The following is a 15,255-nucleotide window of genomic DNA, read 5'->3' as shown; positions in this document are numbered from 1 at the left end:
ACCCACAGCGGGGCCGGCCCGGTCGTCCCGATCTCGCCGTGGGGTGAAAAGCGGGTGGGGGTCGGGTCGGGGGAATCTCCGGAATCCACCGGATGTGCGGCGGCGACCGCCGGCCGCAGGCTGTGCAGGTGGCCAAAGGAACATCGCAACGCTGGCGACAGGCAGTCGTGTGGTTACACGTGCTCACCTCGGTGGGCTGGATGGCGTTCGCGCTCGTGCTGTTCGCGCTTCTCACGGTGAGTTATGGCAGCGACGACCAGACCGTGCGGATCAGCGCGACCTCCATGGCGCACGTGGTGGACATGCACCTGCTGGCGCCGTTCGCGAACGCCGCGGCGTTCACCGGAATCATGCTGGGCGCGTCCACTGCCTGGGGAATCCTGCGCAACTGGTGGGTGGTGGCGAAGTTCGCGATCACCGTGGTCCAGCTCTACGCGGGCATCTTCATCCTCTCCGACGCTCTGGAGGCCGCCGGCGAGGCGGCACGGGCGGGACTGCCGACCCCACCACTGCCACAACTGGTGGGCACCGCCCTGATGGCCTCGGCCATCGCCTTCCAGGCATGGCTGTCGGTGGCCAAGCCGTGGCGCCGCACCCCGTGGGCCAAGCCGGCGAAGCCGCCGACCGCACCGACCGGGGTGTTCGTCGCCGCGGTCGCGGCGCCCGTGGTCGACATTGCGATGGGCATCGCCCTGGGCTTCCCCTCCCCGCTCTGCCAACTCCTCGTCCTGACCACCCGCCTGATCTCCCGCCGCCGAACCACCCCACGGGTCACCGAGCCCAGCCCGGCATAGCGGCAACGGACACCACTCGGCGCCGGCGAAGCCCTGCTCGTAGGCGCGCAGGGCTTCGCCGGCGAACATTCGGCGCTGCTCCGGGGCATGTACAGCTACCGCCGCTGGTAAGAACGGGTGGAGTCTGCAGAGACCAGTGTGATTACGTGACCAGATGTCACGGTGAGCTGACATGATCACCGCCATGGTGCTTCATGTGGGGAAGAAGCCGCTGCGATCACGACGAGACCAACTGCGGGCCAGCGCAGACCGGGTGCACGGCACCAGAGACGCAGCCACTGTCTGTTTGCTCTTGTTTTACGCTGCCGAGTGCGGTCTGAAGGAGCGACTACTGGATCGTGGCGGCCACAGCGATACCTCGGCCTTGGAGAACACACACGATCTCCGGAAGCTGGCAAAGGATCTTCGACTGCCACGGATGGTTTCGAAGCACCTTGAACGGCTTCAGCGGTGCCGATTGCACCGGTCTCGACGCAACACCGTCGACGTGGCGGAGTTGCACCAAGCATGGCGCTATGGTGCAAAGCTCGACGCCGCAGACGAGAAAGAGGCAGATGCAGCGCTCCGCGCCCTGATCTCATGGTGCGAGCAGGACTGAGGGGTACAACACCGTGGCTGAGCCGACCGAGACGAAGACGCCTCCACCTCCGGAGCACCTGTTCACCTGGGTTGACATTGACGAGCATCTGGCACTCCTTGCGTCCACCGGTGCGTGGCCGCGTTGGTTGATCGCCGCAGACAGCTGGTGGGACAACCTGGAACTCGTCGTTGCTTCCGGCACCGACACGAGACAGGTACGGGAATGGCTCGACGAGGTTTTTGGAGCCGGCTCGACGGAATTCGATGGCGATCAGCTCATGCTCGGCCTTGATGACCCGCGCACGAGAGATTTCACCGGAATTCCGGTTGTGCTGGTTCCCGATCCGGAGAATGAGCCGACAGCACGCCGCATACCGCTGCTTCGCGAAAAGCACATAACGCGAGAACTGGCGGACCCGTTTGATCGTCCCGTCAGCGACCGCCTCCCCGGGAACGTCGAGATAATAGCGTTTCACTCCTTCAAGGGCGGCGTCGGGCGCACAGTTCATGCAGTCGCGATGGCCGACGTTATTGCCCGGCGCGGCGGCAACGTGTTGCTTATCGATGCTGACCTGGAAGCACCTGGTATCACATGGATGCACAAGGCCCAAGGTGGCCAACTCGACTTTAGCTACGAAGACTTTCTTGCTCTCCTGCAGGGCGGCGAAGACGGCGATTGGGCAGCGGCCGTGGATATCGCCGCTGCTTATCTGCCGAACCAGCAGGTTGGTCATCACCCCGGCGGCGGGCGCCTGACCGTGGTTCCCGCAACAAGGAGGCCCTTTCTCACTCCGCCAAGAATCGAACCAGCAGATCTTCTTACGCCCGGCCGCTCGCCCTATTTTCTCACCGAGGCGCTCGCGGCTCTGGCGACGCGCATGGACGCAGACACCGTTGTGATTGATCTCCGCGCCGGAGCATCGGAGCTGTCCGCCCCCGTTCTCCTCGATCCCCGGGTACAGCGGGTGTTCGTCACGACCCTGAGTCATCAGTCGCTCGCCGGTACCGAGACGTTGATACGTCAACTAGGTCGCCAAGCGCCCGCCGTGCAGGGTACGGACCCAGCCAGTTCCGTGATCATTACGCAGTACCGGCAGGATGTGCACGCGGCTCAGGCGCAATCAGCATCCGATTCCCTCAGCGCCGCACTCCTTGCCGCGCTGCAGCCACCAGCAGGAGGACGGAATACGGAGTCCGGCAGTGGCGTGGACTCAGACATCCTTTCCCGCCCCGTGCTCAGTCCTTTTCGGGAGGAAATGCTGGCGCTTCCGTCGACATGGGACGGAGTTCTGCGCGTTCTGGACACTTGTCAACTGTCCGCAGCAATAGAGTCAATCGTACCGACGCCAATCCCGACGGGTTCTGCAACCATTGAAAAACACGCGGAGACGATCGACTACGAGCCACTTCGCCGACAACTGGCCAAGACTGCTGGCGAGTTTATTTACGCCGAGGAGATGGGACTGACATCTGCCAGCGGTTTCCTGGTGACCGACCCGCTACGCAGACTATTGGGCGACCATCGCACGGAGCCTCCGCTGTCTCTGGTCGTTGGCGCGAAGGGTGCCGGTAAGACTTTCTTGTATTCGAAGGCGTGCGCCGCCCGCACCTGGCGGCAGTTCGCGTCGCTGTCCGGCATCGACGGTGTCAAGCAAGATCTGCCCATTGTCCCCGTCCTGGAGTCGGACAACCTCAAATACCACGAACTGACCCCGCAAGACCTGCGAGACGCGTTCGCAGCGAAGCACAGCGGGGAAGGCGCCAAGGCAGATACCAGCCAGGCGATCAGGGACAAGTTGAAGCACGGCTTCGTGTCCCTCGACGGGAGTGACGAACTCGGTTGGCGACGCCTCTGGCTTGAGTGCCTGGCCGCTGCGGCGGGGGTACCTACTTCGGGCGATGGTCGGGCGGAGGCCGCACTGACCGAACTTGGCAAGCGCGCACAGGCCGTGTTCGTCATAGACGGACTCGAGGACCTTCTGCAGTCCATGGACACCTCCCCCAAGCGGACGGCCCTGCGCGTACTACTGACAGACGTGCTCACCTGGCTTCGTTCCCTTCGGGGACGCCCATTTGGTTTGGTGGTTTTCGTCCGATGGGATCTGGTGACCGAGGCGGTATCGCAGAACAGTGGCCAGCTCCTCGCCCGCTATGAGCCCTACGCCTTGCGGTGGAACCAGGAAGAAGCACTACGCTTGGCGCTATGGGTAACGGTCTACGCGCACGCACACCCAGCACCCCCGCCTTTGTCGCAGATTGTTGAGATGCCTTATAGTGAACTTGTTGACAAACTTATTCCGGTGTGGGGCTGGAAAATGGGCACAGAGCGATCCAAGGAGGCCCGATCACACCTTTGGGTTCCGGCAGCACTCGGCGATTTCAATGACCAGGTTCAGGCTCGAGATGTCGTCGTGTTCCTGAAAGAATCCTCCCGCCTTTCCGTCGAGTATCCCTCCTGGGACGACCGCGTACTCGCACCGACTGCTATGCGTAAAGCACTGCTCGAATGCAGTAAGAACAAGATCGATTCGATCCGGCAGGAGAATCCACAAGTTGGCAGCCTCCTGGCCAGGCTTCAGCACGTTACGGTAAACGTTCCCTTCAGACTGGAAGATGTCAATCTTTCCGCAGACGAAGCTGATTTTCTTGTTAAATCCGGCGTTTTCGCTCGCGGAAAGGACGGTCGCTACTGGGTAGCGGAAATCTATCGACACGGTTTGGGCTTCGGCAGCGAACGTAGGGCCAAGGTTCTCTGGCGCGGGTAACCACGGATGCCTGAACCTGGGAGTCCTTCGCGTCAGCTCCACCCAGGCTGGGAACGGCTTCCGGGCGAGGAGCATTCCCCCGACGAGCAACCACCGTGCCGTGGGGGCATGGGGGATCGGCCGGCGCCAGAGTGATCCGGAACGAGCCAAGGCGAAGCGCCCCGCCTGAGCGGGGCGCTTCGATCGACGTGGGCCTAACGCTTCAGAACACGAACACCCTAACGGCGGAAGGCCCTGAGATCAGGATCAAGCCGGTGGGTACTCGTCGCGTGTTCTCGGGCGGTGGTGCCCAGTGAACCGCGAAGAGATCATCACCGGACTGACCGACGCCCAGGCCGATGGGCTGGCCTGCGTCATCTGTGGACTGGACTACCTACTCACTCGTGGCTCCGTGTCCGTTCCTGTCGGCCGGTCGATGACCGGCTCACAGGTGTTCGTCCGCATCGACCGCTGCGCCGAGCTGGCCGGAGTCGACCCGACGACGATGGGTCGCCGTGCGGGCGGTGGTCGCCGATGACCGCCGCCACCGAGTCGAACGCCCAGACTCCTCGCGGGGATCGGGCGCTGTGGTTGCGGTGCGCCTGCACCGCGTTGGTTGCGCTGGGCGCTGCCTATGCCTCGTACCGGCACGGCCGGGAGTTCGCGTGCGGTTCGGCGCGGACGAGATCACAGCGGCGATCTGGCCGCTGATCGTGGACGGCATGTTGATGACAGCCACGGTGGAGCTGTGGAAGACCGGACACCACGCACGCAGGCGCGGCGGCGGTCAGTGGTCGGCGTGGCTGTTGTTCCTGTTCGGGGTCTCCCTCTCGCTCTGCGCCAACGTGGCCGCCGCGCCGGAGCTGAGTGTGCTGGCGGTCGCGGTTGCCGCCTGCCCGCCGCTGGCATTGCTGCTGTCGGTCGAGCTGCTGAACCGCGCGCTCAAGCGCCGCCACGCCGAGACCACCAACGAGACCCGAAACGAGACCACCGAGACCGGCGACGGGACCGAACGGCCGGTAAGGCTCTCGCTGGTCTCGGGCCAGTCCCGCCAGCAGACCCAGCCGACAGCGGAACAACGGATGTGGGCCTACTACCAGACCGAGTGGACCAAGGGCCGCACGCCGACCGGCGCGGAGCTGGACCGGATCGCCGGAACGAACAACTATGGCCGCCGAATCCTGCGGCGTTGGAAGGGCGAGGGACGATATCCGGTGGGGCTGCGCTGACGCGGGACGAGAGGAAGGCGATCGGGGCTTAGAGTGACCTTGTGGGCTTCCTCGAAACGAACGGCGCTCCTCTGATCACGGATGGTGGTTTGGCGACCGAGCTTGAGGCGCGCGGGCATGATCTCTCGGACCCTTTGTGGTCGGCGCGGTTGTTGGTGGACGCTCCCGAGGAGATCAAGGCCGCTCACCTGGCGTTCTTCCGCGCGGGCGCCGTGATCGCGACGACGGCGAGCTACCAGGCATCCTTCGATGGCTTCGCGGAGCGGGGCATCGGGCGGGATGACGCTGGTCGGTTGTTGCGGCGCAGCGTCGAGCTGGCGCAGGCTGCCCGCGCTGAGATGGCCGATGACGGGCGTGAGCGGTGGGTGGCGGCCTCGCTCGGCCCGTATGGTGCAGCCTTGGCCGATGGGTCGGAGTATCGGGGCCGCTACGGGTTGAGCGTGGCTGAGTTGGCGGCATGGCACCGTCCCCACCTGGAGGTGCTGGCGGACGCGGGGCCGGATGTGCTGGCGCTGGAGACGGTGCCGGACATCGACGAGGCGGAAGCGTTGATGATCGTGGTTTCCGGGATCGGCATTCCTGCGTGGCTGACATACAACATCGACGGGAATCGCACGCGCGCCGGGCAACCGATGGCGGAGGCGTTCGCGCTCGCCAGAGATGTGCCGGAGGTTGTGGCAGTGGGCGTCAACTGTTGTGCCCCGTCCGACGTGCCAGCCGCGATCGCCACGGCACGTGAAGTGACCGGGAAGCCGGTGATCGTCTATCCGAACAGCGGCGAGGGCTGGGATGCGCAGCGCCGGACGTGGCTGGGACCGTCGCGGTATTCCGCAGTGCAAGCCCGGCAGTGGGTGGCTGACGGTGCACGGATCGTGGGCGGGTGTTGCCGAGTGCGCCCGGCTGATATCGGCAACATCGCTCGGGCTGTGGTCGGCGCGGGTTAGTGCCCGTATCCGGCGTCGACCAGGATGCTCCGGAGCTGGCAGGCTGCGTCGCGGACTGAGGGCTTGGCGTGGGTGACGTCGAGCTGATCGAGCGCGCCCAAGAGGGTGGTTGCGGTTCGGGTTGAGCCGACCTCGTCGACGTAAGGCATGACGCGCTCGATCGTTTGGTCTGCGTCCCGCCACGCTTGCGCACGAATCTGCGCGTTGAGCAGGGAGGCGAGGTGGTTGTAGCGGCGTCGCACTTCACGGCCTGGGGTGACCTCGATGGAGGCTTGGAAGGTGTCGGCCGCCTGGTTCCAGTCGGCCGAGTCCGCCTGGATCATGGCTTCGTGCCAGGCCAACTCTTGGTCGTTGATCCACCAGGCCCATGCCGGGTCGTCGTCGCGTACACCGTCCAGGTACAGGGAGTGGGCTTGGCGGAACGTGCGTTCGGCCGTGGTCTCGTCACCTGCCAGCGCCAGTGCGCGGGCTTCGCGGGTCCGAAAGAGGGCTTCCAGCCGGGGCGAGAGCGTGTTGGTTTCCAGCACCATGCGCGCGATGCGCAGGGCTTCCACGGGACGGCCGAGGTGACCGGCGTGCATGGCCATGTTCTGCAAGATCAGCAGCTCCATGCTGTGGTCCCCGGCCAAGCGGGACAGGTGCAGGGCTTCGTGGTTGATGCGGCGCACGAGATCGTGTTTGCCCGCGTCGTAGAGCAGCCACCCCGTGACTTCGCCGAGTTCGCCGGCTGCGGCGTACAGGTCGCGTTCGATGCTGGGGTCGCACTGGCTGGCCCCGAGTTTGCGGTGAACCGAGCGGAAGAGCTGGAGGGCGACCCCGGAGGACTGGTCGCCGCCGAACTGGATATCGAGGTCAACAAGCTCGCCGATGCGGCTACGCAGCGTTTCGACGTAACCGCTGTCGAGCCGGACGGAAGGCGTGGGGGGATCGACCAGTCCCACAGTGTCGATCATTGGTGACGCAGGCGCGGGAGCGGCGTGCCCGTTCGTGCTCAGCGATTTGGCGCGCGCTCGGGCCTGCGCGAGTCGTGTTTGCTGTTCCTGCTGATCGTGGGCTTGTTTGGCAGCTACCAGGTCGTGGAAGGCCGCCAGTAGCACGCCGTCTGCCCCTACCGCGTCGTCGCACGCTTGCCAGAACCGTTCGTCGGCGCGGGCGCGTCCCTTCTCGATGTGGGTCACCGTCGTGCGGTCGCAGAACGCGGCCTTGGCCAGTTGCCTTTGGGTCAGGTCGGCGGCCTGCCGGAACGCGGCGAGCTGTTCGCCCAGGGCGCGACGCTGCTGGGCGATGGTCTCGGGTTCGCGGGCCATGTCGATCACTCTTCCGAGTGTCCATGGGGGTGCTGACTAGATCAGCATAACGGCTGGTGGCTGCCGGTGTGGCTGTTGCACGCACATCGTGACGCACATCCGGACCCACCCGGTTCCCTGATCGTCAAGGCACCTGGTGTTGGGAAACGCCCGACCCCCGACCGGGCACATCGAGCGCAACCCCGATCAAGTAGCGCTCGGTGGCTCCCCGCCCCAACGCCAGGTGCCGCCCAAGACCGCGAACGCAAGAGACGGGAGTGGGTGGCTGGACATGGCAACTCTTCTGGCGGTCACGCCGGAGCCGAGCACCGGTGAGCGCCGCGCCGTGCCGGAACCGGTATTGCTCTACGAGCTGATCTGCTTGGCGCTACTGCTGCATCGGCCCGGTGGTGCGAGACCGGACACCCATTGCGACCAATGCGGCAAGCCGTGGCCGTGTTCGCAAGTGCGGCTGGCCTGTCGGCTTCGGGAGGGGTTCTGAAGCCATGAACGAGTTCAGCTATGGGCCGTTGGATCAACGTATCGGGGAGTTGGAGCGCCTGTTGTCGACGCCGCCGATCTTCCGATCGGTGCCCACCGGACGTCCCGTGGTGTATGGCTACATCCGTTCAAGCCATCGTCGTGCCCGGTATGTCCGTGCCTGCCGAAGAGTGCTGGAGCGGTTCTGCTGGCAAGAGCGGCTGCGGCTGTGTGGGGTGTTCGTCGACTACGGCATCGCGGGCGACGTGGTGACCCGCCCAGGGCTTTCCGGATTGTGCGGCTGCCAGATTCGTTTGCGGCGGTCACCATCAGCGCCGCGCACCTGGCGTCGGACGCGACGATTGCTGACGCGCTCACGCATCGTCTCCGGGCAACCGGCGCACGGTTGCTGGTCGTTCGCCCGAAGCCGCCTCCCGAGTGTGACGCAAGCGCGGAATCCTCCGGTGGCTCCGACACCGGGCAACGGGCGGAATCGAACCGCGTGCGCGACATCTGACGTGCGTGCTCGCGGTCTCGACGTGATGTGCCGTGAACGGCTGGGCATGCCTTGCGCTGACACCCCTCGCGGCGTTGCTGCTGTGGATCGCGTGGTGGTCCTGGTCGGCCTGGCGCAAAGAGGTCCGCGCGGCCAAGGCCGCTGCACGCTTCGCCCGGTTCTACCTACCCTCGGAAACCGCTGAGCCCGTGCGGACAGCGATGGGTAAGCACCACCTTTCCGAACCGGACGACACGCCGGGCTGGCCCACCGTCCACCCGGACGAGCCGGTGGAGGAAGTCACCCCCGTACGGCCGTATGTCCAAGACCTTCTGTCCACCTCGGTGATGCCACGGCTGGTCCTCGCCGATGACACCCCCACCCTCCCGAGCGCGGTCACGCGGGCAGGTCTGGAGGCGCTGGAAATCGGCAGCTCCGACGACCCAGAACACGATAAGTATTCGCAGCAATCTCCCCAGTTACGACAAGATCGACGACCACAGGGACCGGGGCGTGACGACGTACGCGCCCACCCGCCGAAAGGACGCCATGCTCTCGACGACCAGTGACAAGACGCCTCGCACCGTGCTCGTCACCGGGGCCGCCGGTCTCATCGGCGTGCCCGTGGTGAGATGCCTTCGCGCCCAGGGCTTTCGTGTCGTGGCAGTAGACGACGGCAGCGCCGGAACCCTGCACCGGCTGGACGAATTCGCCGACAGCGCCGAGGTACGCGTTCGGGTCCTCGATATTCGCCATCGTGCTGAGTTCATTCGACTGATGATGACCGCACGTCCGTGGGGTGTGATGCATCTGGCCGCACGGCACTTCATCCCTGACTGCGAGACATCGCCCGCCGAAACCTTGGACATCAACGTCATGGGCACACAGAACGTGTTGGATGCCTGCGCCGTCCGTCCGCCGCAACGGCTGCTGTTCGCGTCGACTGCTGACGTGTACGCGCCGAGCGAGAGCCCGCATGGCGAGGACGATCGCGTGGGACCGCAGGGCGCGTACGGCTGGTCCAAACTGCTGGGCGAACGGTTGGTGTGCGATCAGGCCCACCGGCTTGGCCACTGCGAATCCGTGGTAGCGCGGCTGTTCAATGTGTACGGTCCTGGCGATCCACATCCCCACCTGCTGCCCGAGATTCTGCGGCAGGCGCGACGCGGACGGGTTCTGCATCTCGGGGACCTCGACGAGGCACGTGACTTCGTTTACGTCGATGACGTTGCTGAGGCATTGGTCGTCTTGCTGCGCAGGGCTGAGCCGGCTGTCGTCAACGTCGGCGCGGGGACTCCGGTGTCTGGTCGTGAACTGGTGGACCTGGTTGCCAGCCTGACCGGCCGACACCTGGAAACACGGGTGGACTCGACCCGGCTCCGTCGCCGCTCACGGCCGGTGTCGTGCGCCAATGCGAACCGCTTGCGCGAGATCGTGCCGTGGTGGCCGCGCACGTCGTTGCATGAGGGCATCCAACACGCGATCACGGCTGATCTGCGCACGGGTATCGACGAGCCGGAGGGAAAGGCATCGTGAGCATTACGGTTCCAAGCCTTGTCTTTTTGCTGGACACGCCGAATGTGTGGCGCGGTCAAGCCTTGGCGGGCACACCCGCCCGAACCTTGGCGCTCGCCGAACACAGCCATCGAGCGGGTGCCGCCGTCACGATGGTGCTGTGTGATAGAGGCGCGGACTACGGAACCGCAGCCGACTGGCCGTTCGATCTCGCGTTGGTGCACCCGAACGACTTTTACACCCCCAACGCGCTTGCCGGACTGCTCGACCTCGCCACGGTGGACTTTGTTGTTCTGTGCGAGGCCGAATCGCTGGTGTCAATCGGGCGTGACCTGGCCCGACTGCTTGATGCGCGGCTCGTTTACGACGTGCACGATGATGATGCCGCCGTCGCGGCCAGCCTGGGCGAACCTGCGGAGACCGTCGAGGGCCACGCGACGATACAGCGTGTCGCGCTGCGCACAGCCGACAATGTGATCGTCTCGACCCGCAACGAGACCACGATGGCGGCCACCACAGGCGTGCCGAGCGTCCGAACAGCCTTGCTGCCCAATGGCGCGGACCCGCAGCAGCGCCACTGTTGGGGGCCGGATGCCAACGCCGCGACGCTGGTGTTTCTCGGCAACCTCTACTATCAGCCCAACGCCCGAGCGGTCGACGCGATCCGCAGTACGATCCTTCCCGCGCTCCATGCTGACGATCTCGATGTTCGGGTCCGGGTCATCGGCCGCGGGCCTGCCGAACTGACCCACGATGGCAGCGGAATCGAGTTCACTGGCCGCGTGGATACGATCAACGACGGTCTTCGAGGGACGACGCTGGCTCTCGCCCCGCTCACAGCCGGGTCGGGCGCGAAGATGAAGGTCCTGGACTATCTCGCCGCCGGACTGCCTGTCCTGGGCACTAGCGAAGCCGTGACCGGACTACCGCCCAACCATCCCGGTGTGGTCGTGGAGGACGCTCTCAGCCAGTGGCCTGCCCGGATCGCCGCGCTGATGCGCGATCCCACCGCTCTCAGCGAGATCGGCCGAGCCGGCCGCCGCTGCGTCGAGGGGGAGTTGTCCTGGCAACGTATCGGCGCTGATCTGGTGCGGCAGGGTCGAGCCTGGCTCACCACGCTGCCACCGGGGCCGAGCCCTGCCATCGACAACCACTGCGCGGGCGTGCCCCGTTGGCTGATCGAACACGCCGATCAAGACGCCCTCGGGGACCCGCAAACCACTCGGCCCGGACAACCCCGTTGGCTCCGGCGACAGACAACCGGAACCGCAGCGGAAGGACGCCGATGAGCACTCGACTCCTCAACCTCGGCCCCTGCACCTGCTCCGTCGTCGCGCCCGAACCGGTCCACGAGGCGATGCGTCACTACGTGAGCCCGTTCCTCGTGCCCACCCTGGACGGCGAGCCGGACATCACGGTGTCGATCAGCTGCGACTCGGCTGCTGTCGCCGACGCCCGGAGATCACTGGCCGACCAGCCCGCCACCGCCCTGCGCACCAGCCACCCTGATCAGCGCTATCGAGCCTGGATCACCGAGGGGCACGAAGTCCTGCTTCCCGAATACGCGCCGGACCACGTGATCACCGCGACTCCTGATCTGTTGGTCATCGCCGCCGAACAGCCCAGGGTGGCGGCCAGCATCGGCACTCGCGTGGTGCGGCAACTCCTCATGCGTGGAGGCGAAATCCAGGCAGGTCGCTGCGTGCACGCCGCAGCGGTCGACATCGACGGCCACGGCGTGCTCATCGGTGGGCATCCCGGTTCAGGCAAAACCACCGTGCTGACACACCTCATCGAAGACCACGGCGCGCACCCAGTCGCCAACGACCGCGCCGTGCTCATCCCGAGGCGTGGTCGCCAATGGCATGCCATCGGCGTTCCGCTGGCGTGGCGCTTCACCCCAGAGGGCATCGGCGGCTCTCCCACCCTGGCCAACGCCCTCACCGACTTCGAGCCCGTCCGGGGACGACACCTCGTCGACGGCAAAATCGAACTCACACCGTGGGAAGTCTCCCGGCTGGTAGGCCGCCCGACGCTGCCAATTACCGAGATACAGCGGATCGTGATCCTCACGCGCTCGCCCTCGACACCCGTAATGAACCCGGATAGCGGATTCGTCCAGCAGCATCTCGACTTCAGCGTGGAAGACTTCTTCGCGGAAGACTGGCTTAACCTGCGTCCCCTCCTCGCCCGAAACGCCGAAGTTTCCGCTAGGGATAGTGAGTTCTGGCTCCGCCTTGCCGAGACGATGCCGGTTCTCGCGCTGGCCTGGACCGATCCGAGCGAGTTACCGGACGTGGCCGCAGCGGCTTATCACGGGACGCAGCGGTGAGGGGATGCGTGCTGGCCGGAGTCTGGGGCGCGGGAAAAACCTCGGTCTATCAGCGCACCGTCGCGCGGCTCGTCAAGGACGGATGCCAAACACTGATCACGATGCCGCAAGCGGCGACCATCACCACCCGCACCTACACACCCGGCCAGCAACACGAGCACGCGGCCAACATCCTGTCGTGGCTGGAAGCCTTGACAGCCTTCCTCGAAGAGATCGACCGACGATTTCACGCCAGTACCCTGCCCCGTCATCGTTTCGCGGCCGCGTGGACACCGACCTGCGTGCTGGAAGGGCTCGGCTTTGACGCCCCGATGTACGGGCTACCGCTGGACCGCGCGGTTCTCCGGGACCTTGAACAGCGCCTTAGCGCTCTCGGCCTGCACCTGGTGCTCCTGCGCGTCCCTGATCACCGCATCCGCGCTCAATGCGTGGAATCCACGCGCTTGCAACGTGGAGCGAAATGGGCACGCTACTTGGAAGGCTTCGGCACCACCGATGCCGCGCGAGCCGAGCACATCAGGTGTGCGCAAGACGACTTGATGGCCTGGGCAAGGACCTCGCCCTTGCCACTGTGCGTCATCGACACGGCCAAACAGGACTGGGACGCCTACGCCTGCCGAGTCGCCGACCTGCTCATGGCCTGATCGACGCCCAGACGTGAGCGGCACCGTCCGAGCGGACCCATGCCCGTAGCCGACGCAGGTAGTCCTCTCGCATTTCATGATCAGCAACCCGTATCCAGTACTGCACGCCGGTCAACAGTTCCAATCCCGTCGCGACGGACAGCCGCTCTGACCAGCGTTCCGGCCACGTACCGGCCGACCGGTAACCATCGGCGAAGGCATCGGCCCATGCTGGTCGTTCGGCGAACATCCACATAGCTGGCTTGACGAAATCCATGACCGGATCGACCCACCGGACATGCTCAAGATCGAGCAAAATTCGGAACCGGCCCTTGTCATCCACCAGGATGTTCGGCAAGTACACGTCCAAGTGCGCCACGGCTGGGCGCACGTTTGGCGACACGTCGTCGGCCAACCGGCACAGCAAGCCAATTCCGGCCTCAACCAACGCCAACGGTGCCTCGTCCAGACTCCGATAGGCGTCACGCAGCCACGCGGCTCGCCCCGCGACCACCGCACCCCACGAGGCAGGACCCACACCAAGCCCGCCGACAGCATCACCGAAGCCACCGACCGGAACCTGATGCAGCCGAGCCAGCGCCGCTCCGGTATCGCGCATCAACGCAAGCGCCCTATCGGCATCCACCGAGGGCAACGCTTCTTCGGCATCCACGCCCGGCAGGTACTCGAACACCGTCAGCGGTTGCCCACCCACGGCAGGGCAGGAGTCAGTGAAGGCCAGCACAGGAGGGACGAGAACGCCGTGCTCCCAGACCCGCCGATGCTCGGCGAGCCGTTCCATGAACCCGTCGCGCGGACAGCCAAGCAGCACCTTGCCGACCAGCCGGCCGCGCGGCGACTCCAGCACCCACGACACATGGCTTCGGCCACGGCGAAGGGCACGAACGGGGCGAACCGGAGCGGCTTCCGGCAACACCTCCGCCACACCCGCTGCGACATCCTCAACGGTAAGCTCCGAGATCGCCACGATACGCAACCCTAGAGGCAGCGACCGACAGGAAAGGCACGCATGAGCGCCGCGACCACCGAGATCATCGCCAGGGCCGTCATCCGCCGCGGTGGTCAACTTCTCCTGGTGCGTCAGCGCACCAAGTCCTGGTCGTTTCTGCCCGGCGGCCACGTCGAACCGGGTGAGCGGGTGGAAGTCGCCCTCGTGCGCGAACTCGCCGAAGAACTCGGCACCGACGCCAAGATCGCGGGCTTCGTCGGGGCTGTCGAACACGGCTACATCGAGGACGGCGTGACCCACCACGAAATCAACCTCGTCTTCGAGGTGTCCATCGACGCCGCAGAGCCGGTCAGCCAGGAAGACCACCTGGAGTTTCACTGGTTGCCTCTTGACCAACTCGCCGACACCGACGTCCGGCCCGGCGCGCTGAAGAACGCCCTCGTCGCCGCTGGGGAGGACCGCACGCCCTTCTGGCACGGCTGGAACGGCTGAACCACGCGACCTGCCGCCCACAGCGGAACAACATCGCTGGTCACGCCCCTGCAAGGGCGGAATGCTCGTCGCCCAACTTCCTTGGGAATAACTATCCCTCGGGCCGGGCGAGGTGGGAGAGTCGCGAGTAACGCGAGGCCCGGAGCCCCACCCGACGCGGGTGCACCGGGCTCACTTCCACCCGTAGCCGCAGATCGACCGGCACCGGCGTGCCTAACGAGCTGCGCTGCTCCGTGCGCGTGAACGTGCGGGTGTTGGTGTCCAAAATCGGGCCGTCAATTGCCTCTCCTGTAGTGCTTGGGTTCTTGGCACACTGGAGGAGGCCGGTGATCATGCTCGCGCGTTGGCGACGGGCGACCGGCAGCCACCACACCACCAACCCTGAAGTGTGTCGTTGGTCACATTTTTCTTGATCGCGTCCCATGAGGGCCGTTTTTCCGGACTTCAGGGGCGTCCAGGGTTCCTTTGACCGAGGGGTGGTGTCGATGGCTGACCGCAGACACAAGGAGGCTCACGCCCGCGCGGCTGGCGCGGCGGGTGGGGCTGCGGATGGGACGACGGGTGCGGTGCGTCCCAGGGCCGCAGGGGCATCCGCAGGGGGTGTTGTTCCTAACTCCGCAGGTCGGGGCGGGGACAAGGCGCGCGGCGCGGGTGTCCGACTGATTGGTCGCAATCAGTCTCAGTTCACGTCTGCCGCGCGGGGGCGCCGCCGCAGGGCGGCGGGCGGAGAGCCGGACGGGGCGCTGTGGGCGAAGCTGACGCCTCGGGATC

At 65.7% G+C, this 15,255-nt stretch carries 13 protein-coding genes and 1 pseudogene; 12 read left to right on the top strand and 2 right to left on the bottom strand.

Features of this window, described 5'->3' with window-relative positions; translation table 11 throughout:
* Positions 1-92: 92 nt before the first annotated feature.
* From IEY17_RS02800 to mmuM, 6 genes and pseudogenes are all read left to right on the top strand, one after another.
* Entirely contained in the window at positions 93-794 is a 702-nt protein-coding gene (locus tag IEY17_RS02800; protein ID WP_188985012.1) for a hypothetical protein, read from the top strand.
* A 172-nt stretch (positions 795-966) separates the two neighbouring features.
* Positions 967-1,392 carry a hypothetical protein gene (locus IEY17_RS02795; RefSeq protein ID WP_188985010.1) on the top strand — a complete coding sequence of 142 codons (426 nt, stop codon included), beginning with the start codon at positions 967-969 and terminating at the stop codon, positions 1,390-1,392.
* A gap of 13 nt (positions 1,393-1,405) precedes the next feature.
* Positions 1,406-4,138: a KGGVGR-motif variant AAA ATPase gene (locus IEY17_RS02790; RefSeq protein WP_229679780.1), complete on the top strand. Its 2,733-nt coding sequence runs from the start codon at positions 1,406-1,408 to the stop codon at positions 4,136-4,138.
* Between the two features lie 292 nt (positions 4,139-4,430).
* Positions 4,431-4,655 carry a hypothetical protein gene (locus IEY17_RS02785; RefSeq protein WP_188985008.1) on the top strand — a complete coding sequence of 75 codons (225 nt, stop codon included), beginning with the start codon at positions 4,431-4,433 and terminating at the stop codon, positions 4,653-4,655.
* Positions 4,652-5,346, top strand: a pseudogene (locus IEY17_RS02780) (DUF2637 domain-containing protein). Before IEY17_RS02785 ends, IEY17_RS02780 begins: the two are co-directional and overlap by 4 nt.
* A gap of 41 nt (positions 5,347-5,387) precedes the next feature.
* Positions 5,388-6,290, top strand: coding sequence for a homocysteine S-methyltransferase (gene mmuM / locus IEY17_RS02775; protein ID WP_188985005.1), 903 nt, complete (start codon positions 5,388-5,390; stop codon positions 6,288-6,290).
* Here the strand turns inward: mmuM and IEY17_RS02770 are convergent.
* A complete protein-coding gene (locus IEY17_RS02770; RefSeq protein WP_188985361.1) occupies positions 6,287-7,597 on the bottom strand; it encodes a helix-turn-helix domain-containing protein in 1,311 nt (436 codons plus the stop codon). The genes mmuM and IEY17_RS02770 overlap by 4 nt on opposite strands.
* Positions 7,598-8,605: 1,008 nt before the next feature.
* Between IEY17_RS02770 and IEY17_RS25165 the strand changes: the two genes are divergently transcribed.
* From IEY17_RS25165 to IEY17_RS02750, 5 genes are read left to right on the top strand one after another with little or no spacing between them, the layout of a single operon-like run.
* Complete coding sequence (locus IEY17_RS25165; protein WP_229679779.1) at positions 8,606-9,121, top strand: hypothetical protein; 516 nt, start codon at positions 8,606-8,608, stop codon at positions 9,119-9,121.
* Positions 9,066-10,088 (top strand): NAD-dependent epimerase/dehydratase family protein, encoded by a 1,023-nt coding sequence (locus IEY17_RS02765; protein WP_229679778.1) that lies wholly within the window; start codon positions 9,066-9,068, stop codon positions 10,086-10,088. Before IEY17_RS25165 ends, IEY17_RS02765 begins: the two co-directional genes overlap by 56 nt.
* Entirely contained in the window at positions 10,085-11,356 is a 1,272-nt protein-coding gene (locus IEY17_RS02760; RefSeq protein ID WP_188985001.1) for a glycosyltransferase, read from the top strand. The genes IEY17_RS02765 and IEY17_RS02760 overlap by 4 nt, the downstream gene beginning before the upstream one ends.
* The gene (locus IEY17_RS02755; RefSeq protein ID WP_188984999.1) at positions 11,353-12,399 is read left to right on the top strand and encodes a phosphoenolpyruvate carboxykinase (ATP); all 1,047 of its coding nucleotides are present in this window, start codon (positions 11,353-11,355) and stop codon (positions 12,397-12,399) included. Before IEY17_RS02760 ends, IEY17_RS02755 begins: the two co-directional genes overlap by 4 nt.
* 8 nt (positions 12,400-12,407) lie before the next feature.
* Complete coding sequence (locus IEY17_RS02750; RefSeq protein ID WP_229679777.1) at positions 12,408-13,043, top strand: hypothetical protein; 636 nt, start codon at positions 12,408-12,410, stop codon at positions 13,041-13,043.
* Here IEY17_RS02750 and IEY17_RS02745 read toward each other — a convergent pair.
* The gene (locus IEY17_RS02745; RefSeq protein WP_188984995.1) at positions 13,033-14,010 is read right to left on the bottom strand and encodes a phosphotransferase family protein; all 978 of its coding nucleotides are present in this window, start codon (positions 14,008-14,010) and stop codon (positions 13,033-13,035) included. The two genes, IEY17_RS02750 and IEY17_RS02745, sit on opposite strands and share 11 nt — an antisense overlap.
* A 42-nt stretch (positions 14,011-14,052) precedes the next feature.
* Between IEY17_RS02745 and IEY17_RS02740 the strand changes: the two genes are divergently transcribed.
* The gene (locus IEY17_RS02740) at positions 14,053-14,484 is read left to right on the top strand and encodes an NUDIX domain-containing protein (RefSeq protein WP_188984993.1); all 432 of its coding nucleotides are present in this window, start codon (positions 14,053-14,055) and stop codon (positions 14,482-14,484) included.
* Positions 14,485-15,255 lie beyond the last annotated feature (771 nt).

Origin of the sequence: Saccharopolyspora thermophila (genome assembly GCF_014646075.1) — a bacterium.
GTDB lineage: Bacteria > Actinomycetota > Actinomycetes > Mycobacteriales > Pseudonocardiaceae > Saccharopolyspora > Saccharopolyspora thermophila.
The sequence above is the reverse complement of the archived record's forward strand: the minus strand, read 5'-3'. Positions and strand labels throughout refer to the sequence as shown.